Annotated in this window: 17 protein-coding genes; 13 read left to right on the forward strand and 4 right to left on the reverse strand. The window is 63.1% G+C overall.

The genetic code is table 11. The features are described 5' to 3' along the window. Positions 1–4: 4 nt before the first annotated feature. The 9 genes from murD to lpxC all read left to right on the forward strand — a co-directional run bounded on the left by murD (position 5) and on the right by lpxC (position 10,455). On the forward strand, positions 5–1,351 hold the full coding sequence (murD, locus tag UW3_RS0103125) for a UDP-N-acetylmuramoyl-L-alanine--D-glutamate ligase (protein WP_010220784.1): 1,347 nt from the start codon (positions 5–7) through the stop codon (positions 1,349–1,351). Beyond that, positions 1,348–2,562 (forward strand): putative lipid II flippase FtsW, encoded by a 1,215-nt coding sequence (gene ftsW / locus UW3_RS0103130; RefSeq protein WP_010220786.1) that lies wholly within the window; start codon positions 1,348–1,350, stop codon positions 2,560–2,562. The genes murD and ftsW overlap by 4 nt, the downstream gene beginning before the upstream one ends. Next, positions 2,552–3,631: an undecaprenyldiphospho-muramoylpentapeptide beta-N-acetylglucosaminyltransferase gene (gene murG / locus UW3_RS0103135; RefSeq protein WP_010220788.1), complete on the forward strand. Its 1,080-nt coding sequence runs from the start codon at positions 2,552–2,554 to the stop codon at positions 3,629–3,631. Before ftsW ends, murG begins: the two co-directional genes overlap by 11 nt. Continuing rightward, positions 3,624–5,078: a UDP-N-acetylmuramate--L-alanine ligase gene (gene murC / locus UW3_RS0103140; protein WP_010220790.1), complete on the forward strand. Its 1,455-nt coding sequence runs from the start codon at positions 3,624–3,626 to the stop codon at positions 5,076–5,078. The genes murG and murC overlap by 8 nt, the downstream gene beginning before the upstream one ends. Then, positions 5,075–6,034, forward strand: a complete 960-nt coding sequence (locus UW3_RS0103145) for a D-alanine--D-alanine ligase (protein WP_010220791.1) — start codon at positions 5,075–5,077, stop codon at positions 6,032–6,034. The genes murC and UW3_RS0103145 overlap by 4 nt, the downstream gene beginning before the upstream one ends. A gap of 4 nt (positions 6,035–6,038) precedes the next feature. Beyond that, complete coding sequence (locus UW3_RS0103150; protein WP_010220792.1) at positions 6,039–6,908, forward strand: cell division protein FtsQ/DivIB; 870 nt, start codon at positions 6,039–6,041, stop codon at positions 6,906–6,908. A 15-nt stretch (positions 6,909–6,923) separates the two neighbouring features. Beyond that, complete coding sequence (gene ftsA, locus UW3_RS0103155; protein ID WP_010220793.1) at positions 6,924–8,183, forward strand: cell division protein FtsA; 1,260 nt, start codon at positions 6,924–6,926, stop codon at positions 8,181–8,183. Positions 8,184–8,240: 57 nt separating this feature from the next. Further along, the gene (gene ftsZ, locus UW3_RS0103160) at positions 8,241–9,431 is read left to right on the forward strand and encodes a cell division protein FtsZ (RefSeq protein WP_010220794.1); all 1,191 of its coding nucleotides are present in this window, start codon (positions 8,241–8,243) and stop codon (positions 9,429–9,431) included. Between the two features lie 112 nt (positions 9,432–9,543). After that, positions 9,544–10,455, forward strand: coding sequence for a UDP-3-O-acyl-N-acetylglucosamine deacetylase (lpxC, locus tag UW3_RS0103165; RefSeq protein ID WP_010220795.1), 912 nt, complete (start codon positions 9,544–9,546; stop codon positions 10,453–10,455). Positions 10,456–10,578: 123 nt separating this feature from the next. Here the strand turns inward: lpxC and UW3_RS0103170 are convergent, their stop codons facing one another. Continuing rightward, a complete protein-coding gene (locus tag UW3_RS0103170) occupies positions 10,579–11,046 on the reverse strand; it encodes a DUF721 domain-containing protein (protein WP_010220796.1) in 468 nt (155 codons plus the stop codon). Between the two features lie 283 nt (positions 11,047–11,329). On the opposite strand from UW3_RS0103170, the gene secA reads away from it, so the two are divergent. The 4 genes from secA to UW3_RS0103190 all read left to right on the forward strand — a co-directional run bounded on the left by secA (position 11,330) and on the right by UW3_RS0103190 (position 17,076). Then, entirely contained in the window at positions 11,330–14,062 is a 2,733-nt protein-coding gene (gene secA, locus UW3_RS0103175) for a preprotein translocase subunit SecA (protein ID WP_010220798.1), read from the forward strand. Positions 14,063–14,188: 126 nt separating this feature from the next. Then, a complete protein-coding gene (gene argJ / locus UW3_RS0103180; protein ID WP_010220799.1) occupies positions 14,189–15,406 on the forward strand; it encodes a bifunctional glutamate N-acetyltransferase/amino-acid acetyltransferase ArgJ in 1,218 nt (405 codons plus the stop codon). 96 nt (positions 15,407–15,502) lie between these two features. After that, complete coding sequence (locus UW3_RS0103185) at positions 15,503–16,135, forward strand: glutathione S-transferase (protein WP_010220800.1); 633 nt, start codon at positions 15,503–15,505, stop codon at positions 16,133–16,135. Further along, the gene (locus UW3_RS0103190) at positions 16,132–17,076 is read left to right on the forward strand and encodes a Nudix family hydrolase (protein ID WP_010220802.1); all 945 of its coding nucleotides are present in this window, start codon (positions 16,132–16,134) and stop codon (positions 17,074–17,076) included. Before UW3_RS0103185 ends, UW3_RS0103190 begins: the two co-directional genes overlap by 4 nt. Positions 17,077–17,148: 72 nt before the next feature. Here UW3_RS0103190 and UW3_RS0103195 read toward each other — a convergent pair whose 3' ends face one another. The 3 genes from UW3_RS0103195 to UW3_RS0103205 are packed head-to-tail and all read right to left on the reverse strand — an operon-like array spanning position 17,149 to position 20,693. Continuing rightward, the gene (locus UW3_RS0103195; RefSeq protein ID WP_010220803.1) at positions 17,149–17,709 is read right to left on the reverse strand and encodes a cob(I)yrinic acid a,c-diamide adenosyltransferase; all 561 of its coding nucleotides are present in this window, start codon (positions 17,707–17,709) and stop codon (positions 17,149–17,151) included. A gap of 2 nt (positions 17,710–17,711) precedes the next feature. Continuing rightward, a complete protein-coding gene (locus UW3_RS0103200) occupies positions 17,712–19,724 on the reverse strand; it encodes a sensor histidine kinase (protein ID WP_010220804.1) in 2,013 nt (670 codons plus the stop codon). 51 nt (positions 19,725–19,775) lie between these two features. Further along, on the reverse strand, positions 19,776–20,693 hold the full coding sequence (locus UW3_RS0103205) for a putative 2-dehydropantoate 2-reductase (protein ID WP_010220806.1): 918 nt from the start codon (positions 20,691–20,693) through the stop codon (positions 19,776–19,778). Positions 20,694–20,699: the final 6 nt, after the last annotated feature.

The raw sequence follows: 20,699 nt of genomic DNA on the forward strand, positions 1-20,699 counted from the left end.
ACGCGTGTCCTTGATCGCTTCTGACCACTTCCGCATCGTTGTCGGCCTCGGCAAGAGCGGCATGTCCCTGGTTCGCTTCCTGGCGAACCGGGGCATTGCCTTTGCGGTTGCCGACACCCGTGAGAACCCGCCGGAACTGGACACCCTGCGCCGCGATTTCCCGCAGGTGGAAGTGCGTTGTGGCGAGCTGGACGTAGAGTTTCTTTGCCGTGCCGACGAACTGTATGTCAGCCCCGGCCTGGCCCTGGCCACGCCTGCGCTGCAGCAGGCCGCTGCCCGTGGCGTGAAGCTGTCGGGCGACATCGAACTGTTCGCCCGCAACGCCAAGGCACCGATCATTGCCATCAGCGGCTCCAACGCGAAAAGCACCGTCACCACCCTGGTCGGCGAAATGGCCGCTGCGGCTGGCAAGCGTGTGGCGGTCGGCGGCAACCTCGGTACCCCGGCGCTGGACTTGCTCAGCGATGATGTCGAGCTGTACGTGATGGAACTGTCGAGCTTCCAGCTGGAAACCACCGACCAGCTCAATGCCGAAGTGGCCACCGTGCTCAACGTCAGCGAAGACCACATGGACCGCTACAGCGGCCTGCCGGCCTATCACCTGGCCAAGCACCGGATTTTCCGTGGCGCGCGGCAGGTGGTGGTCAACCGCCAGGACGCCCTCAGCCGTCCGCTGCTGGCTGAAGGCCAGCCGGTATGGACCTTCGGTCTGAACACTCCCGACTTCAAGGCCTTTGGCCTGCGCGAAGAGAACGGCGAGAAGTACCTGGCCTTCGAGTTCCACAACCTGATGCCGGTACGCGAACTGAAGATTCGCGGTGCCCACAACCAGTCCAATGCCCTGGCGGCCCTGGCCCTGGGCCATGCCGTTGGCCTGCCGATGGATGCCATGCTCTCCAGCCTGCGCAGCTTTGCGGGCCTGGCGCACCGTTGCCAGTGGATTCGCGAGCGCAACGGCGTGAACTGGTATGACGATTCCAAGGCGACCAACGTCGGTGCCGCCCTGGCAGCCATCGAAGGCCTGGGCGCCGATATCGACGGCAAGCTGGTGCTGGTCGCCGGTGGCGACGGCAAAGGTGCCGACTTCAGCGCTTTGACTGCGCCGGTCGCGGCCAATTGCCGCGCCGTCGTGCTGCTGGGGCGCGACGCCGAGCGTCTGGCCGAAGCGCTGGGTGACGGCGTGCCGCTGATCCGGGTGAAAACCCTGGATGAAGCGGTGCAGCAATGCGCCGAACTGGCCCGGCCCGGCGACGCCGTGCTGCTGTCGCCGGCGTGCGCGAGCCTGGATATGTTCAAGAACTTCGAAGAGCGTGGGCGCCTGTTCGCCCAGGCCGTAGGAGGGCTGGCATGATCTTCGGCATCATCAAGCCTTACCCATCGCCGCTGATCAGCGGTCGCGGCATCGACCTTGATTTCGCCATGCTCGCCGGTTGCCTGGCGCTGCTCGGCCTTGGCCTGGTGATGATCACCTCGGCGTCTTCGGAAGTGGCCGCCGCGCAGTCGGGCAACCCGCTGTACCACATGTTCCGCCACCTGGTGTACGTGGCCATCGGCGTCTTTGCCTGCATCGTCACCATGATGGTGCCGATCGCCACCTGGCAGAAGATGGGTTTCACCATGCTGGTTGGCGCCTTCGCGTTGCTGGTGCTGGTACTGGTGCCGGGCATTGGCCGTGAAGTGAACGGTTCGATGCGCTGGATCGGCTTCAGCTTCTTCAACGTCCAGCCCTCGGAGATCGCCAAGGTTTTCGTGGTCATTTATCTCGCCGGCTACCTGGTGCGTCGTCAGCAGGAAGTGCGCGAAAGCTGGATGGGCTTCTTCAAGCCGTTCATCGTGCTGCTGCCCATGGCCGGCCTGCTGCTGATGGAGCCGGACTTCGGTGCCACGGTGGTGATGATGGGCGCGGCGGCGGCGATGCTGTTCCTCGGCGGCGTCGGCCTGTTCCGTTTCAGCCTGATGGTGGTGCTGGCGGTGGCGGCGGTGTTCATCCTGGTCCAGGCCCAGCCCTACCGGATGGCGCGCCTGATCACCTTTACCGACCCCTGGTCGGATCAGTTCGGCTCCGGCTACCAGTTGACCCAGGCGTTGATCGCCTTCGGTCGTGGTGAGTGGCTCGGCGTTGGCCTGGGCAACAGCGTGCAGAAGCAGTTCTACCTGCCCGAAGCGCACACCGACTTCGTTTTCTCGGTACTGGCCGAAGAGCTGGGCGTGGTCGGCTCGCTGATCACTGTGGCGCTGTTCGTGTTCGTCACCGTGCGCGCGCTGTACATCGGCCTGTGGGCAGAAAAAGCCAAACAGTTCTTTGCCGCCTACATGGCCTTCGGCCTGGCGTTCCTGTGGATTGGTCAGTTTTTGATCAATATCGGCGTGAACGTCGGCCTGCTGCCGACCAAGGGCCTGACCCTGCCGTTCCTCAGTTACGGCGGTAGCTCCCTGGTGATCTGCTGTGCCTGCGTCGGTTTGCTGCTGCGCATCGAGTGGGAGAGCCGCACGCACCTGGGCAGTGAAGAACACGAATTCAATGAAAGCGATTTTGCCGAGGAGCCGAATCATGGCCGCTAACGGCAAGAACGTACTGATCATGGCAGGCGGCACCGGGGGCCACGTGTTCCCGGCGCTGGCCTGTGCCCGTGAATTCCAGGCGCGCGGTTACAGCGTGCACTGGCTGGGCACCCCGCGCGGTATCGAAAACGAGCTGGTGCCCCAGGCCGGGCTGCAATTGCACTTGATCCAGGTCACCGGCCTGCGTGGCAAGGGCAAGCTGTCGCTGCTCAAGGCGCCGTTCACCCTGGTCAAGGCGGTGCTGCAGGCGCGGCGGATCATCCGTCAGCTCAAGCCGGTGTGTGTGGTCGGCTTTGGCGGTTACGTGACCGGCCCGGGCGGCGTTGCGGCCCGGCTGTGCGGCGTGCCGGTGGTGATTCACGAGCAGAACGCCCGTGCCGGTACCGCCAATCGGCTACTGGTGCCTTTGGCTGGCCGAGTCTGCGAAGCTTTCCCCGACACCTTCGCGGCGTCGGACAAACTGCGCACCACCGGTAACCCGGTGCGCAGCGAACTGTTCCTGGAAACCCTGCGCGAGCCCCTGGGCGTGCGCAAGCCTCGTTTGCTGGTGCTCGGCGGAAGCCTGGGTGCCGAACCGCTGAACAAATTGCTGCCCCAGGCTTTGGCCTTGGTGCCTCAGGAGATTCGTCCCGAGGTATTCCATCAGGCTGGCAAGCAGCATGACCAGATTACCGCCGAGCGTTACCGCGAGGCCGGTGTCGAGGCTCAGGTAGAACCGTTCATCAAGGACATGGCCCACGCCTATGGCTGGGCTGATCTGGTGGTCTGCCGCGCGGGTGCGCTGACTGTCAGCGAGCTGGCTGCGGCCGGCTTGCCTTCGATGCTGGTGCCCTTGCCCCATGCCATCGACGACCACCAGACCCACAACGCCCATTATCTGGCCCGTGAAGGCGCTGCCTTCCTGATGCCACAAGCGACAACTGGCGCAGCGCAACTCGCTGAACGCCTGAACGAGGTGCTGATGCAACCGGAAAAACTCATCACCATGGCCGCCACTGCCCGGCGCCTGGCCAAGCCCGCTGCCACCCGCACCGTGGTCGATATCTGCCTGGAGGTGGCCCATGGTTGAAAGTCAGAAAGCCATCCCGCAACCGGAAATGCGCCGTATCCGCCGCATCCACTTCGTCGGTATCGGCGGCGTGGGCATGTGCGGTATTGCCGAAGTGCTGCTGAACCTGGGTTACCAGGTGTCGGGCTCCGACCTCAAGACCTCGCCGGTCACCGAGCGCCTGGAGTCCTTCGGTGCGCAGATCTTTATCGGTCACCGTGCCGAGAACGCCGCCAGCGCCGATGTGCTGGTGGTGTCGAGCGCCATCAATACTGCCAACCCGGAAGTGGCCACGGCGCTTGAGCGACGCATTCCGGTGGTGCCGCGGGCCGAGATGCTCGCCGAGCTGATGCGCTATCGCCACGGCATCGCCGTGGCCGGTACCCATGGCAAGACCACCACCACCAGCCTGCTGGCCTCGGTATTCGCCGCCGGTGGCCTGGACCCGACCTTCGTCATCGGTGGCCGCCTCAATGCCGCCGGCACCAATGCCCAGCTCGGCACCAGCCGCTACCTGATCGCCGAAGCCGATGAAAGTGACGCCAGCTTCCTGCACCTGCAACCGCTGGTGGCCGTGGTCACCAACATCGACGCCGACCACATGGCGACCTACGAAGGCGACTTCAACAAGCTGAAGAAAACCTTCGTCGAGTTCCTGCACAACCTGCCGTTCTATGGCCTGGCGGTGATGTGCCTGGACGACCCGGTGGTGCGCGAGATCCTGCCGCAGGTCAAGCGTCCGACGGTGACCTACGGTTTCAGCGAAGAAGCCGACGTGCGCGCGATCAATGTCCGCCAGTCGGGCATGCAGACCCACTTCACCGTGCTGCGCCGCGATCGCGAGCCGCTGGACGTGTCGGTCAACATGCCGGGCAACCACAACGTGCTCAACGCCCTGGCGACCATCGCCATTGCCACCGACGAGGGCATCAGCGATGAAGCCATCGTCCAGGGCCTCTCGGGGTTCCAGGGGGTAGGGCGGCGCTTCCAGGTCTATGGCGAGCTGCCGGTAGACGGCGGCAGCGTGATGCTGGTCGACGACTACGGCCACCACCCGACCGAAGTCGCGGCGGTGATCAAGGCCGTGCGCGGTGGCTGGCCTGAGCGGCGCCTGGTGATGGTGTACCAGCCGCACCGTTACAGCCGCACCCGCGACCTTTACGACGATTTCGTCCAGGTCCTGGCCGACGCCAACGTGCTGCTGCTGATGGAAGTCTACCCGGCCGGCGAAGAACCGATCCCAGGCGCTGACAGCCGTCAGCTGTGCCACAGCATCCGCCAGCGCGGCCAACTCGACCCGATCTACATCGAGCGCGGCATCGAGCTGGCGCCGCTGGTCAAGCCGCTGTTGCGCGCTGGCGACATCCTGCTGTGCCAGGGTGCCGGTGACATCGGTGGCCTGGCCCCGCAATTACTCAAGAGTCCGTTGTTCGCTGGTGCTGTTGCCAGTCAGGGGAAGTCGAAATGACTGATAACGCATACGCTACATTGCACTCGACCATTGATCCGAAAGCCTTCGGCCGCGTAGCCGTGCTTTACGGTGGCAAGAGCGCCGAGCGCGAGGTTTCGCTGAAGTCCGGCGCCGCGGTTATCGAGGCGCTGAGCGGCGCTGGGGTCGACGTGGTCGCCATCGACGTCGGCGACGACCTGCTCGATCGCCTGCAACGCGAGAAGATCGACCGCGCCTTCATCATCCTCCACGGCCGTGGCGGTGAAGACGGCAGCATGCAGGGCCTGCTGGAGTGCCTGGGCATTCCTTACACCGGCAGCGGCATCCTCGCTTCGGCGCTGGCCATGGACAAGCTGCGGACCAAACAGGTCTGGCACAGCCTGGGTATTCCGACCCCGCGTCACGCCGTGCTCTCCAGCGAAGTTGACTGTATTTCTGCAGGTGCGGAACTGGGCTTCCCTTTGATCGTCAAACCGGCCCATGAAGGTTCCAGTATCGGTATGGCGAAAGTGAGCAGCGTCGAAGAATTGATCGTTGCCTGGAAGGACGCTGCCACCTACGACTCGCAAGTGTTGGTTGAACAATGGATCAAGGGTCCGGAGTTCACTGTGGCTGTGCTGCGTGGCCAGGTTCTGCCGCCAATCGCCCTGGGCACCCCGCACACGTTCTACGACTACGACGCCAAGTACATCGCCAACGATACCCAGTACCGCATCCCGTGCGGCCTGGACGCAGCCAAGGAACAAGAGCTGATCGACCTGACTGCACGTGCCTGCGACGCCATCGGCATTGCCGGCTGGGGCCGCCTGGACGTGATGCAGGACGAGCAGGGGCGTTTCTGGCTGCTCGAGGTCAACACCGCACCAGGCATGACTGATCACAGCCTGGTCCCGATGGCGGCACGCGAGGCCGGCCTGGACTTCCAGCAGTTGGTGCTGGCGATCCTGGCGGCCAGCGTAGAGGCGCGAGGTTAAGCCCATGCAAGGCGCGATGTTACGTCATCAGCAACCCGCCCCCGGCCGTAACAAGCCGGTGCCGCGTGGTGCCAGCCGGATGGTGGCCAAAGAGCCGCTGTCGGCGCGCCTGCCCAAGGCCAACTTTAGCGTGTTCAAGCGTCTGCTCTGGCCGGTGTTGCTGGTCGCCGCAGGGTTTGCTGCCTACGAGGGTGCCCAGCGCCTGATGCCGTACGCCGACCGGCCGATTACCAAGATCGCCGTACAGGGTGATCTGAGCTACATCAGCCAGCAGGCGGTGCAGCAACGGATCGCCCCGTACGTGGCGGCAAGCTTCTTCACCGTCGACCTGGCGAGCATGCGTGCGCAGCTGGAGCAGATGCCCTGGATCGCCCACGCCGAAGTGCGCCGGGTGTGGCCGGATGAAGTGGTGATCCGCCTGGAAGAACAGTTGCCAGTGGCGCGCTGGGGTGACGAAGCCTTGCTCAATAACCAGGGCCAGGCCTTCACCCCGCGCGAACTTGCCAACTATGAGCACCTGCCGCAGCTGTTCGGGCCGCAGCGGGCGCAGCAAAAAGTAATGCAGCAATATCAGGTACTGAGCCAGATGTTGCGGCCGATGGGCTTTTCGATTGCCCGGCTGGAGTTGCGCGAGCGCGGCAGCTGGTTCCTGACCACCGGTGCCGGTAGCGCCGGGCCAGGTATCGAACTGCTGCTGGGACGCGATCATCTGGTGGAAAAGATGCGCCGTTTCATTGCCATTTACGACAAGACACTCAAAGAACAGATCACGAACATCGCCCGCATCGATCTGCGTTATGCCAATGGCCTGGCCGTTGGCTGGCGGGAACCGATTGCACCGACGACGGCCCAACCCGCCGTTGCGAAGAATTAGAGAGAGGCAGGACCCATGGCAAATGCGCATAGCGGCAAAATGATCGTCGGGCTGGATATCGGCACCTCCAAGGTTGTGGCCCTGGTGGGCGAAGTCGCCGCCGACGGCACCCTGGAAATCGTCGGTATCGGCACTCACCCATCGCGCGGGCTGAAGAAGGGCGTGGTGGTCAATATCGAGTCCACCGTGCAGTCGATCCAGCGCGCGGTCGAAGAGGCCCAGCTGATGGCGGGCTGCCGGATTCACTCGGCGTTCGTCGGTGTTGCCGGCAATCACATCCGCAGCCTGAACTCCCACGGCATCGTCGCCATCCGTGATCGCGAAGTCAGCGCGGCGGACCTGGAGCGCGTGCTCGACGCCGCCCAGGCCGTGGCCATCCCGGCCGATCAGCGGGTCCTGCACACCCTGCCGCAGGACTACGTGATCGACAACCAGGAAGGCGTGCGCGAGCCGCTGGGCATGTCCGGCGTGCGTCTGGAAGCCAAGGTCCACGTGGTCACCTGCGCCGTCAATGCCGCGCAGAACATCGAGAAGTGCGTGCGTCGCTGCGGCCTGGAAATCGACGACATCATCCTTGAGCAACTGGCTTCGGCCTACTCGGTCCTGACCGATGACGAGAAAGAACTGGGCGTATGCCTGGTCGACATCGGCGGCGGCACCACCGACATCGCCATCTTCACCGAAGGCGCGATCCGTCATACCGCGGTGATCCCGATTGCCGGCGACCAGGTGACCAACGACATCGCCATGGCCCTGCGTACGCCGACCCAGTACGCCGAAGAGATCAAGATCCGTTACGCCTGCGCCCTGGCCAAGCTGGCCGGTGCCGGTGAAACCATCAAGGTGCCGAGCGTCGGCGACCGTCCGCCGCGCGAACTGTCGCGCCAGGCCCTGGCCGAAGTGGTCGAGCCGCGTTACGACGAGCTCTTCACCCTGATTCAGGCCGAACTGCGTCGCAGCGGCTACGAAGACCTGGTACCGGCGGGCATCGTCCTGACCGGCGGTACCTCGAAAATGGAAGGCGCGGTGGAACTTGCCGAGGAAATCTTCCACATGCCGGTACGCCTGGGCGTGCCGCACAGTGTTCGCGGCCTTAGCGATGTGGTGCGCAATCCGATCTATTCCACCGGTGTGGGCCTTTTGACCTACGGCCTGCAGAAGCAGTCCGACGGCTTGACCCTGACCGGTATCAGCAGCAGCAACAACGGCTATGGCGATGAACCGAAGGCTCCAGCGTTTGAACGCTTCAAACGTTGGGTCCAGGGCAACTTTTAAAGTTTCAAAGCAGTAGTAGTAGGCGCAAAAAACTAGAGAACTGTAAGGAGAGGGAAAATGTTCGAGCTCGTAGACAACGTCCCGCAAAGTCCGGTCATCAAAGTGATCGGTGTCGGTGGCGGCGGCGGCAACGCCGTCAATCACATGGTCAAGAGCAACATCGAAGGCGTCGAGTTCATCTGCGCCAACACCGATGCTCAAGCGCTGAAAAACATCGGCGCGCGTACCATCTTGCAACTGGGTACCGGCGTCACCAAAGGCCTGGGTGCCGGTGCCAATCCGGAAGTCGGCCGTCAGGCCGCGCTGGAAGACCGTGAGCGTATCGCCGAAGTGCTGCAAGGCACCAACATGGTGTTCATCACCACCGGCATGGGCGGCGGTACCGGTACCGGTGCGGCGCCAATCATCGCCGAAGTGGCGAAAGAGCTGGGCATCCTCACGGTTGCCGTGGTCACGCGTCCGTTCCCGTTCGAAGGCCGCAAGCGCATGCAGATTGCCGACGAGGGCATCCGTGCACTGGCTGACAGCGTCGACTCGCTGATCACTATCCCCAACGAGAAGCTGCTGACCATTCTCGGCAAGGACGCCAGCCTGCTGTCGGCTTTCGCCAAGGCTGACGACGTACTGGCCGGTGCCGTTCGCGGTATCTCCGACATCATCAAGCGTCCGGGCATGATCAACGTCGACTTCGCCGACGTGCGTACCGTGATGAGCGAGATGGGCATGGCCATGATGGGTACCGGCTGCGCCAGCGGTCCTAACCGTGCACGTGAAGCGACCGAGGCAGCCATCCGCAACCCGCTGCTCGAAGACGTCAACCTGCAGGGCGCCCGTGGCATCCTGGTCAACATCACTGCAGGTCCTGACCTGTCGCTGGGCGAATACTCGGACGTCGGTAGCATCATCGAAGCCTTCGCTTCCGATCACGCCATGGTCAAGGTCGGTACCGTTATCGATCCTGACATGCGCGACGAGCTGCACGTTACCGTGGTTGCCACTGGCCTGGGTGCGAAAATCGAGAAGCCGGTCAAGGTTATCGACAACACCATGCAGGCCGCTGCGGCGCAAACCCCGGCACCGGCGCCTGTGCGCAACGAGCAGTCTTCGGTGAACTACCGTGACCTGGAGCGTCCGACCGTGATGCGCAACCAGGCTCACGCCGGTGCTGCCGCTGCTGCAAAACTTAATCCGCAAGACGATCTGGACTACCTGGACATCCCGGCATTCCTGCGTCGTCAGGCCGATTAATGAAATTTATCAGGGGTATAAGGGTGATTGGTGTTCAGCAAAGGCCGGGTCTGGTATTATCCTCAGCCTTTGTTGATACCAGTTCGCAATTTGCGCTGAAGCGGCCAATGCCATGATTAAACAACGCACCCTGAAGAATATTATCCGTGCCACAGGTGTCGGCCTGCACTCCGGGGAAAAGGTTTACCTGACCCTCAAACCTGCACCTGTGGATACCGGCATCGTATTTCGCCGTGCCGACCTCGACCCCGTGGTGGAAATTCCCGCCCGCGCGGCCAACGTCGGCGAGACCACCATGTCGACGACACTGGTCAATGGCGATACCAAGGTAGACACGGTTGAGCACTTGCTCTCGGCCATGGCTGGCCTGGGCATCGATAACGCCTACGTCGAGCTCTCCGCGTCCGAAGTGCCGATCATGGACGGTAGCGCAGGACCCTTTGTATTCCTGATTCAATCTGCCGGCCTGGAAGAACAGGACGCAGCCAAGAAGTTCATCCGCATCCTGCGCGAAGTGACAGTGGAAGACGGCGACAAGCGCGCCACTTTCCTGCCGTTCGACGGGTTCAAGGTGAGTTTCGAGATCGATTTCGATCACCCGGTGTTCCGCAACCGGACTCAAAGTGCCAGCGTGGACTTTTCCAGCACCTCGTTCGTGAAGGAAGTCAGCCGCGCCCGTACCTTCGGGTTCATGAGTGACATCGAGTACCTGCGCAAGCACAACCTCGCACTCGGTGGCAGTGTGGAAAACGCCATCGTGGTCGACAAGGACGGCGTGCTCAACGAAGACGGTCTTCGCTACGAAGACGAATTCGTCAAGCACAAGATCCTCGACGCCATCGGCGACCTCTACCTGCTGGGCAACAGCCTGATCGGCGAGTTCAAGGGCTACAAGTCCGGACACGCGCTGAACAACCAGCTGCTGCGCAAGCTGATCGAGGAAAAAGACGCCTGGGAAGTGGTGACTTTCGAAGATGCCAGCACGGCACCGATCTCTTACATGCGTCCGGTTGCGGCAGTGTAAGTACGAACACTCTCTTCTTTAGTTTTTTTCGGCCACCTTCGGGTGGCCTTTTTTATGCCTGGTTTTTGTGTGGGAGCCGGTCTTGCCGGCGATGGGCTGCGCAGCAGCCCCATGCACGGAATATCAGCCGTCCGCCGCATCCTTGTCCCGCGCATGACTGGCCAACCGCTCCAGCGCCGCCCGCAGCTTGGGATCGCTGATGCCTTCAGCGGTCGCCTGAATGCTCTCGGCCGCCCGGCTCGACAAGTCTGCGGTGTGCCCGACTGCCCGGCTCTGGGTGGTCGGTGGCTGCACCTTGAACAGGATCCGGGTCAGGCTGGCAAAGGCTTCGAGGGTCTGCAACTGGCGCTGCAGGCGTTTTTGCTGGTAGCGCAGGCGGGTGGCCCAGTGGCCGTCGGTGACGATCAGCAGCAGCGTGCCCTCGCGCCAGGAGGCGATATGGCAATGTTCGCGGGCCGCCGGCTGCAGCTGGCTGTCGAGCAGCTTCTGCAGTTGCGCCAGGCGCTGGGCCTGGCTGAACAGGGCTTTGAGCGGCCGGGCTTCGCGCAGAAGAACAGCGGGGGCGCGGGCTGGCGAGGGGCGAAAAGCCATGAAGGGACACCTGAAGTTACAGAGCTGCCATCTTAGCAGATCGCCCGTGCCAGGCCTTGTTTGGGCTGCGAGGGTAAAACTTCATGTTGCAATGGGTTGAAGTTGGCGAAAAAGGCCTTATTTTAACCAGGCCCCGTCAAAGCGCTGTGCCAGCATCGTGGAAATCCGCCACTTTCCTCACCATCGTTTCCGGGTAGAATGCTCGTTCGCATGCGGCCATAAGGGCTGCACGGGCGACTTACGGGGCCGCCCTCCATCCCCACGTGTGGAAGATCCTGCCGATATGTTTGCGCCTTTGTTAAAAAAACTTTTTGGAAGCAAGAACGAGCGTGAAGTCAAACGCATGCTCAAGACGGTACAGATCGTCAATGCCTTCGAAGAGCAGATGGTGGCCCTCTCGGATGAGCAGCTGCGCGCCAAGACCGCAGAGTTCAAAGAGCGCCTGGCCAAAGGCGAGACCCTCGACCAGCTGTTGCCTGAAGCCTTCGCGGTCGCCCGTGAAGCGGGCAAGCGGGTCATGGGCATGCGTCACTTCGATGTGCAGCTGATCGGCGGCATGACCTTGCACGAAGGCATGATCGCAGAAATGCGTACCGGTGAAGGCAAGACCTTGGTCGCAACCCTGGGCGTATACCTCAATGCCCTGTCGGGCAAAGGCGTGCACGTGGTCACGGTGAACGACTACCTGGCCCGCCGCGACGCCAACTGGATGCGTCCACTATACGAATTCCTCGGCCTGAGCGTCGGTGTCGTCACACCGTTCCAGCCGCCGGAAGAGAAGCGCATCGCCTATGCCGCCGACATCACCTACGGCACCAACAACGAATTCGGGTTCGACTACCTGCGCGACAACATGGCGTTCAGCATGGAAGAGAAATTCCAGCGTGAGCTGAATTTCGCCGTGATCGACGAAGTCGACTCCATCCTGATCGACGAAGCGCGCACCCCGCTGATCATCTCCGGCCAGGCCGAAGACAGCTCCAAGCTGTACATCGAGATCAACAAACTGATCCCGCGCCTCAAGCAGCACATCGAGGAAGTCGAGGGCCAGGTTACCCAGGAAGGCCACTACAGCATCGACGAGAAGAGCCGCCAGGTTGAACTCAACGAAGCCGGTCACCAGTTCATCGAAGAGATGCTCACCCAGGTCGGCCTGCTGGCCGAGGGCGAGAGCCTCTATTCGGCACACAACCTGGGCCTGCTGACCCACGTCTACGCCGGCCTGCGTGCGCACAAGCTGTTCCATCGCAACGTTGAGTACATCGTCCAGGACGGCCAGATCCTGCTGATCGACGAGCACACCGGCCGTACCATGCCGGGCCGCCGTCTGTCCGAAGGCCTGCACCAGGCGATCGAAGCGAAAGAGAACCTGAACATCCAGGCCGAGAGCCAGACCCTGGCCTCGACCACCTTCCAGAACTACTTCCGCCTGTACAACAAGCTGTCCGGCATGACCGGTACCGCCGACACCGAGGCCTTCGAGTTCGCCCAGATCTATAACCTCAACGTTATGGTCATCCCGCCGAACAAGCCACTGGCGCGCAAGGACTACAACGACCTGGTGTACCTGACCGCGGAAGAGAAGTACGCCGCGATCATCGCTGACATCAAGGAAAGCATGACCCAGGGCCGTCCGGTGCTGGTGGGTACCGCTACCATCGAGACCTCCGAGCACATGTCCAACCTGCTCAAGCAGGAAGGCATCGATCACAAGGTCCTCAACGCCAAGTACCACGAGAAAGAAGCCGAGATCATTGCCCAGGCCGGTCGCCCGGGTGCGCTGACCATCGCCACCAACATGGCCGGTCGCGGTACCGACATCCTCCTGGGCGGTAACTGGGAAGTCGAAGTCGCCGCCATGGAAAACGCGACGCCTGAGCAGGTCGCGCAGATCAAGGCCGACTGGCAGAAGCGTCACCAGCAGGTGATCGAGTCCGGTGGCCTGCACGTGATCGCCTCCGAGCGTCACGAATCGCGCCGTATCGACAACCAGCTGCGTGGCCGTTCCGGCCGTCAGGGCGACCCGGGTTCGAGCCGCTTCTACCTGTCGCTGGAAGACAGCCTGATGCGTATCTTCGCCTCCGACCGGGTGAAGAACTTCATGAAGGCGCTGGGCATGCAGTCCGGTGAAGCCATCGAGCATCGGATGGTCACCAACGCCATCGAAAAGGCCCAGCGCAAGGTCGAAGGCCGCAACTTCGACATTCGCAAGCAGCTGCTCGAATTCGACGACGTCGCCAACGAGCAACGTAAAGTCATCTACCACATGCGTAACAGCCTGCTGGCAGCCGACAACATTGGCGATACCATCGCCGACTTCCGCGAGGAAGTGCTCGACGCCACCGTCGCCCTGCACATTCCGCCGCAGTCGCTGCCCGAACAGTGGGACGTGGCCGGCCTGGAAGCGGCACTGGCCAGCGATTTCGGGGTCAAGCTGCCGATTCAGCAATGGCTCGACGAAGACGACCACCTGTACGAAGAAACCCTGCGTGCCAAGCTGATGGCCGAGCTGCTGGCGGCCTACAACGAGAAGGAAGAACAGGCCAGCGCCGAAGCGCTGCGCACCTTCGAGAAGCAGATCCTGCTGCGCGTACTCGACGACCTGTGGAAAGACCACCTGTCGACCATGGACCACCTGCGTCACGGTATCCACCTGCGCGGTTATGCGCAGAAGAACCCGAAGCAGGAGTACAAGCGCGAGTCGTTCAACCTGTTCCAAGAGCTGCTCGATTCGATCAAGCGCGATACCATCCGCGTGCTCTCGCACGTTCAGGTGCGCCGCGAAGATCCGGTCGAGGAAGAAGCCCGTCTGCGCCGCGAAGCCGAAGAACTGGCCGCACGCATGCAGTTCCAGCACGCCGAGGCTCCGGGCCTGGAAGCTGAACCGCAGGAAGAGGGCGCTGACGTTGCCGTGGCCACCGCGCCCGTGCGCAACGAGCAGAAACTGGGCCGCAACGAGCCATGCTGGTGCGGTTCGGGCAAGAAGTTCAAGCAGTGCCACGGCAAGATCGACTGATCACACCGTCGTTGCACCCCGCTGACATCTGAACACCGCGCCGCGACTGGTCCTGACCGTCGCGGCGTTGTTCCATCTCAAGCGCCGGTTATCTTGATCCGACGCATTTTTTCTAGGAGCGCTTTCATGGCTGTTGGTCTTGGTCCTTTGCCAACGTTGCACCCGGTTCCAGGTTTTGAACTCGGCATTGCCTCTGCGGGCATCAAGCGCCCTGGGCGCAAGGACGTGGTGGTAATGCGCTGCGCCGAAGGCTCCAGCGTTGCCGGCGTGTTCACCCTGAACGCTTTCTGCGCCGCCCCGGTGATCCTCGCCAAGCAGCGCGTGCAGGGCAGCGTGCGCTACCTGCTGACCAACACTGGCAATGCCAACGCCGGCACCGGTGCCCCGGGCCTGGCCGCGGCCGAGCGCACCTGCGCGAAGCTCGCCGAGCTGACCGGCGTTGACGCCAGTGCCGTGCTGCCGTTTTCCACCGGCGTGATCGGTGAGCCACTGCCGGTCGAGAAGATCGAAGGCGCCCTGCAGGCAGCCCTTGATGACCTGTCGGAAAACAACTGGGCCGCTGCCGCCACCGGCATCATGACCACCGATACCCTGCCCAAAGGTGCCAGCCGTCAGTTCCAGCATGACGGCGTGACCATTACCGTCACCGGTATCAGCAAGGGTGCGGGGATGATCCGCCCGAACATGGCGACCATGCTCGGCTATATCGCCACCGACGCCAAGGTGGCCCCGGCGGTGCTCAAGGACCTGATCCTCGACGGCGCCAACAAGTCGTTCAACCGCATCACCATCGACGGCGATACCTCGACCAACGACTGCTGCATGCTGATTGCCACCGGCAAGGCCGATGTCGCCGAAGTCACCGAAGCCAGCGGCCCATTGTTCGACGCGCTGAAAAAGGCCGTGTTCGAAGTGTGCATGGAGGTGGCCCAGGCCATCGTCCGTGACGGCGAAGGCGCGACCAAGTTCGTCACCGTTGAAGTCAACGGCGGCGGCAACCACCAGGAGTGCCTGGACGTCGGCTATGCCGTGGCCCACTCGCCGCTGATCAAGACCGCCCTGTTCGCCTCCGACCCGAACTGGGGCCGTATCCTTGCCGCCGTCGGCCGTGCCGGCGTGCCGGACCTGGACGTCAGCCTGATCGACGTTTACCTGGGTGATGTGTGCATCGCCAGCAAGGGCGGGCGCAGCGCCAGCTACACCGAAGCCCAGGGTTCGGCAGTCATGGCCAAGGAAGAGATCACCATCCGTATCGAGCTGGGCCGTGGCCAGTGCAGCGAAACCATCTGGACCACTGACCTGTCCCACGAGTACGTGAAAATCAACGCCGAATACCGTACCTGACCGACTGCAATACCGGCTCCCACAATGCCTGTGGGAGCTGGCTTGCCAGCGATAAGGTCCGCAGGACCTTTTCTCCACTCCATCTGGAGCCGAACCATGAGCTATCACCTGATCATCGGCGACAAGCTGTATTCCTCCTGGTCGCTGCGCGCCGCCCTGGCCCTTGAGCTGGCCGGTGTTTCCTATGAAGAAACCCTGATCAAACTCAACCAGCCCGATACCCGCCAGCGTCTGCTCGAGCATTCGCCCACCGCCAAGGTGCCACTGCTCAAGAGCGAGCATGGTGTGATCGCCGACTCCCTGGCGATCGCCGAGTACCTGGCAGAGCGTCACCCCGAAGCCAATCTCTGGCCAACCGACATCGCTGCCCGGGCCCAGGCCCGTTCGGCCTGCGCGCAGATGCACAGCGGTTTTTTTGCCCTGCGCGGCAACATGCCGTTCGATCTGTCCCGGGATCAAGCGCTGGAAACCGTGCCGCTGGACGTACAAGTCGATATCGACCGTATCGTCGCGCTCTGGTCCGAATGCCGCCTGGCAGCCAAAGAGGCTGGCCCGTACCTGTTCGGCAGGGTGAGCCTGGCCGACGCCTTCTTCGCCCCGGTCGCGGTGCGCTTGCGCACCTACCGGGTTGAAGTGCCGGCGGAAGCGGCGGCCTATATCGAAACCATCTACCAATGGCCAGCCTTCCAGGCCTGGCAAAAGGCTGGCTTGGCGGAGCGTGAAGGGTGAAGCGTGTGCATGTAGCCGCTGCGGTCATTCGCGGCAGCGACGGGCGTATTCTGATTGCCCGCCGCGCTGACAGCCAGCATCAGGGCGGTCTGTGGGAGTTTCCGGGTGGCAAGGTCGAAGACGGCGAAGCGGTCGAGCTGGCCCTGGCGCGTGAGCTGCAGGAAGAGCTGGGCATCGTCGTCACTGCGGCGCGTCCGCTGATCAAGGTCAAGCATGATTATCCGGACAAGCAAGTGCTGCTGGATGTCTGGGAGGTCAACGGCTTTACCGGCGAGCCCCATGGCGCCGAAGGCCAGCCCCTGGCCTGGGTGACCGCGCGGGAACTGCCGCAGTACGACTTCCCCGAGGCCAACCAGCCAATCGTTGCCGCTGCGCGCTTGCCGGCTGAATACCTGATCACCCCCGAGGGCCTGGAAGTCCCGCAGATGCTGCGTGGCATTCAGAAGGCCATTGCCGGTGGAATCAAACTGGTACAACTGCGTGCACCGAACATGTACGACCCTAAGTACCGCGATGTGGCGGTGGATGCGGTGGGGCTGTGTGCGGGCAAGGCGCAGTTGATGCTCAAGGGCCCGCTGGAGTGGCTGGGAGACTTCCCGGCGGCCGGTTGGCACCTGACCTCCGAGCAGTTGCGCAAGTACGCCAGCAACGGCCGGCCGTTCCCCAAGGAACGCTGGCTGGCGGCGTCCTGCCATAACGCTGAAGAGCTGGCGTTGGCCGAGCAGATGGGCGTGGATTTCGTCACCCTGTCGCCGGTGCAGGCAACCCAGACTCATCCGCACGCCGTGCCGTTGGGGTGGGAGCAGGCGCAGCAACTGATCGAGGGTTTCAGCAAACCGGTGTATTTGCTCGGTGGCGTGGGTGCTGCCGAGCGCGACAAGGCCTGGCTGCATGGGGCCCAGGGTGTGGCGGGGATCCGCGCGTTCTGGCCTGAGCTCTGAACTGATCGCGGGGCTAGCCCGCTCCTACAGGATCGCCACCTGTAGAAGCGGGCTTGACCCGCGATGAGGCCCTCAGGGTTTGGCCGCAGCCTGCCACAGCACCTCGGCAACGCCCTGGCGCCGTGCAATCAACCGCGCCGCGACAAACAGCAAATCCGACAACCGATTGATGTACGCCAGGCCGACCCCGGCCAATGGCTCGACACTGTTCAACTGCTGGCAACGCCGCTCGGCGCTGCGCGCCAGGCTGCGGCACACATGGGCCTGGGCAATCAGCGCGGAACCACTGGGCAGGATGAAGTTCTCCAGTGGACCCAGCTCTTCGTTCCAACGGTCGATTGCCGCTTCCAGGCGTTCCACTTCAGCGTTGTTCAGCGCCTGATAAGCAGGCATCGCCAGTTCCCCGCCCAGATCGAACAGCCGGTGCTGACAAGGCGCCAACACTTCACTGAGCTCATCCAGCCCCTGCTCGGTCAACCCGGCCAGCAACACACCCAGCTGGCTGTTGAGGCTGTCCACCTCGCCAATGGCTTCGATCCGTGGGTGGTCCTTGGGCACGCGGCGGCCATCGCCCAGACCGGTTTCACCTTTGTCGCCGGTGCGGGTGTAGATCTTCGACAATCGAAAACCCATGCTCATGACTCCGTTTTGGTGGGGGCAAGCGGCAGGCGCAAGGTGAAGCAGGTACCCTGGCCGGGTGCCGATTGCACCTCCATCTGCCCCTTGTGGTTGTTGGTGATGATGAAGTACGACACCGACAGGCCCAGGCCTGTGCCCTGGCCGATTTCCTTGGTAGTGAAGAACGGCTCGAAGGTACGTTTGCGCACCGTTTCGGGCATGCCGATGCCGTTGTCCTCGACCTGGATTTCTGCCCACGGCGGATTGAGCCGGGTGCGCAGGGTGATACGCCCGGGTTCGCTGTCGTCCGGGCGCAGGTGAATGGCCTGGGCGGCGTTTTTCAGCAGGTTGAGCAGCACCTGTTCCAGTTCGTTGGCGGTGCACGGCACCGGGCCCAGGTTGGGGTCGAACTGGCGGACGATGGCCTGGCCCTTGAAGTCGAAACCGATGGTCAGGTCGAAGTCGTTGCCGGCGATTTCCACCGCCTGGTCGATCAGCGCCGGCAGGTCGCAAGGCGCCAACTGGCGGTTGCTGCGGCGGCTGAAGCTGAGCATGTGGGTAACGATCTTCGCGGCGCGGGCACCGGCCTGCTGGATGCCGTCGAGCAACTGCGGCACTTCGCGGTTTTCCAGGTAGCGGTTGACGGAGGGCAGGTCAATGCCGATTTCGTCGGCTTGTTCGATGTTCTTGGCCAGGTCCGGCGACAGCCGCCGGCGGATGTTCTGCACGTTATGCAGGATGGCGCCGAGGGGATTGTTGATTTCGTGAGCCATGCCGGCTGCCAGGCCACCGACTGAAAGCATTTTTTCCGACTGAACCATCATTTCTTCCAGCGACAGCCGCTGGGTGATGTCGTCGATGCGGATCACCACGCCACGGCCACCGCCGCCCATCAGCGGGTAGAAGGTCAGGGCGTAATGGCGGGCGTCGTCGTCCTTGGTCCAGGTCACCCGTTCGATCTTCGCCACCTGGTGCTTCTCGACGCTCTCCTTGAGCTGCGGGAGGAACGGCTTGAGCGGTTCGAAGGCGAGGAATATCGGCTGGTTCAGCGCTTCATCCAGCGGCGTACCGGAGAGCGCGCTGGCTTCCTGGTTCCATTGGGTGACGTAGAGCTGTTCGTCGAGGGCGATCAACGCCGAGGGCATGGAGTCGATGATGCTGTTGAGGTAATTCTGAAAGCCGGTGAGTTTTTTCTCGATCTTGCTGCGTACCTGGACTTCCAGCTCCAGCTTGCGGTTGGTGTGGCGGGTTTCTTCGGCCAGGCCCTGGGCTTGGTCGTAGGCTTCCTGGAACTCGTCGCGGGTGCGTTTGAGCTGCTGCTCGCGGGCTTCGATACGCGAAAGCATGGTGTTGAAGGCGTCGGCCAGGCTGCCAATTTCATCGTCGTTGCCGCGTTTGGCACGCAGGGCGTAGTTTTCTTCGCGGGTGACCTGGCGCGAAAGTTCTTCAAGCTGGTAGATCGGTTGGGTGATCAGGCGTTTGATCTGCCGGGCGATGATCATCCACAGCAGGATACTGAACACCAGGATGCCCAGGCTGGCGGTCAGGGTGCCGGTGTAGAAGGCCATCGGCAACTCGCTGCTGGCCACCAGCAACAGGTGCCCGGGCGGGCCGCCAGCGCGTGGCAGGTTCACCAGCTGGGTGCTGCGAAACTCGGTCAGGCGCCAGTTTTCGATAGCGCGGTAGCGTTTGGGCAGTGGCAGCTGCTCGCCATGCTGCAACTGCGCCAGCAACTTGCCGTCGCTGCCGTACAGGGCGGCGGCCCGCAGCGGGGTGTAGCTGTCGAGTTCCTTGAGCAGGGTCTTGGCGGCCTCCGGCGAATCGCTGGCCTGCTGCGCCAGTTGCGGGTTGGACACCAGCCGGCCAATGGTCTGCAGGGCTTGCGGGGCCATGCTCTCCTGGGAGATCCAGTAGGCGGCGCTGATAAAGGTCAGGTTGGCCACCAGCAGGATGGTGATCAACAGCACCAGCAGGGCGGCCAGCAACTTCTGGCCGACCGGCAGGTTCTCCAGGCGTTCGCGCAAGGTCATGTGAAAGGCGTAATCCCGGTTTGTAAGTGAAAGGGCAGGGTAGCGCCGTGCTCAGTCGCTGGGCAATCCGCGCGTGTCCAGGTGTTCGACCAGGCGCCGGTACAGCCGTTCCAGGTGCGGCAACTGCCGGCCGTGGCGGCTGGCGGTGCGGCAGGCATGGCCGAGCAGGTAATGGATTTCGGTGCGCCGGCCGTGGCGAACATCCTGGTACATGGAAGAGTAGTTGGCCGCTGTCGCCTGGATCACCCGTTCGACTTCATCGACCAGGCCCTCGGCGGCTTCGGGCTGACCGCAGTATTGCAGCAGCTCGGCGAGTTCGGTGCACAGGGTGGCGACTTCGCAGTGATGTGCCTGCAGACCGCCATTGCGGCAGTCATGCAGTACGGTCAGCGGGTTGATCGCGCAGTTGAGCGCCAGCTTGCGCCACAGCCGGGTCAGGATGTCCGGGGTCCACTGGTGAGGAATGCCGGCGTCGCTCAGATCGTCGAGCCAGTCCGGGGCACCCGGGTTGGCCGGATCACCCAGCCAGTTGAAGCCGTGGCCGGCGAAATTCACCTGCCAGTCCTGTTCGCGAAACGCCCCTTCGGTGCTGGAGGCGAATACGCAACGGGCGTGGGGCACGCGATTGGCCACCGCTTCCTGGCTGCCGAGGCCGTTTTGCAGCAGGATCAGCTCGGCGTCCCGGGCCAGGCGCGGCGCCAGGTGCGCCACCGCCTGTTCGGCGTCATAGGCCTTGCACGCCACCAGCAAGCGATGGATCGGCGTGTTGTCGTCGGCCAGCTGCGCGGGAATCGCCTGCAACTGCGTCTTGCCGTGTTCGATCAGGGTCAGGCCGCCAGCGGCCTCATAGGCCTGCAAGCGCGCCGCATCGCGCAGGATCAGCCGCACCGGTTTGCCCGCACGGGCCAGCCGACAGGCCCAGAGGCTGCCCAGACTGCCGGCGCCGAGAATATGCCAGGTGCTGCTCATCAGCGT

This window comes from Pseudomonas donghuensis (assembly GCF_000259195.1).
GTDB lineage: Bacteria > Pseudomonadota > Gammaproteobacteria > Pseudomonadales > Pseudomonadaceae > Aquipseudomonas > Aquipseudomonas donghuensis.

Coding starts and splice junctions, on each gene's coding strand:
- ftsW (WP_010220786.1), top strand. CDS start 1,348: ATGATCTTCGGCATCATCAAGCCTTACCCATCGCCGCTGATCAGCGGT.
- murG (WP_010220788.1), top strand. CDS start 2,552: ATGGCCGCTAACGGCAAGAACGTACTGATCATGGCAGGCGGCACCGGG.
- murC (WP_010220790.1), top strand. CDS start 3,624: ATGGTTGAAAGTCAGAAAGCCATCCCGCAACCGGAAATGCGCCGTATC.
- UW3_RS0103145 (WP_010220791.1), top strand. CDS start 5,075: ATGACTGATAACGCATACGCTACATTGCACTCGACCATTGATCCGAAA.
- UW3_RS0103150 (WP_010220792.1), top strand. CDS start 6,039: ATGCAAGGCGCGATGTTACGTCATCAGCAACCCGCCCCCGGCCGTAAC.
- ftsA (WP_010220793.1), top strand. CDS start 6,924: ATGGCAAATGCGCATAGCGGCAAAATGATCGTCGGGCTGGATATCGGC.
- ftsZ (WP_010220794.1), top strand. CDS start 8,241: ATGTTCGAGCTCGTAGACAACGTCCCGCAAAGTCCGGTCATCAAAGTG.
- lpxC (WP_010220795.1), top strand. CDS start 9,544: ATGATTAAACAACGCACCCTGAAGAATATTATCCGTGCCACAGGTGTC.
- UW3_RS0103170 (WP_010220796.1), bottom strand. CDS start 11,046: ATGGCTTTTCGCCCCTCGCCAGCCCGCGCCCCCGCTGTTCTTCTGCGC.
- secA (WP_010220798.1), top strand. CDS start 11,330: ATGTTTGCGCCTTTGTTAAAAAAACTTTTTGGAAGCAAGAACGAGCGT.
- argJ (WP_010220799.1), top strand. CDS start 14,189: ATGGCTGTTGGTCTTGGTCCTTTGCCAACGTTGCACCCGGTTCCAGGT.
- UW3_RS0103185 (WP_010220800.1), top strand. CDS start 15,503: ATGAGCTATCACCTGATCATCGGCGACAAGCTGTATTCCTCCTGGTCG.
- UW3_RS0103195 (WP_010220803.1), bottom strand. CDS start 17,709: ATGGGTTTTCGATTGTCGAAGATCTACACCCGCACCGGCGACAAAGGT.
- UW3_RS0103200 (WP_010220804.1), bottom strand. CDS start 19,724: ATGACCTTGCGCGAACGCCTGGAGAACCTGCCGGTCGGCCAGAAGTTG.
- UW3_RS0103205 (WP_010220806.1), bottom strand. CDS start 20,693: ATGAGCAGCACCTGGCATATTCTCGGCGCCGGCAGTCTGGGCAGCCTC.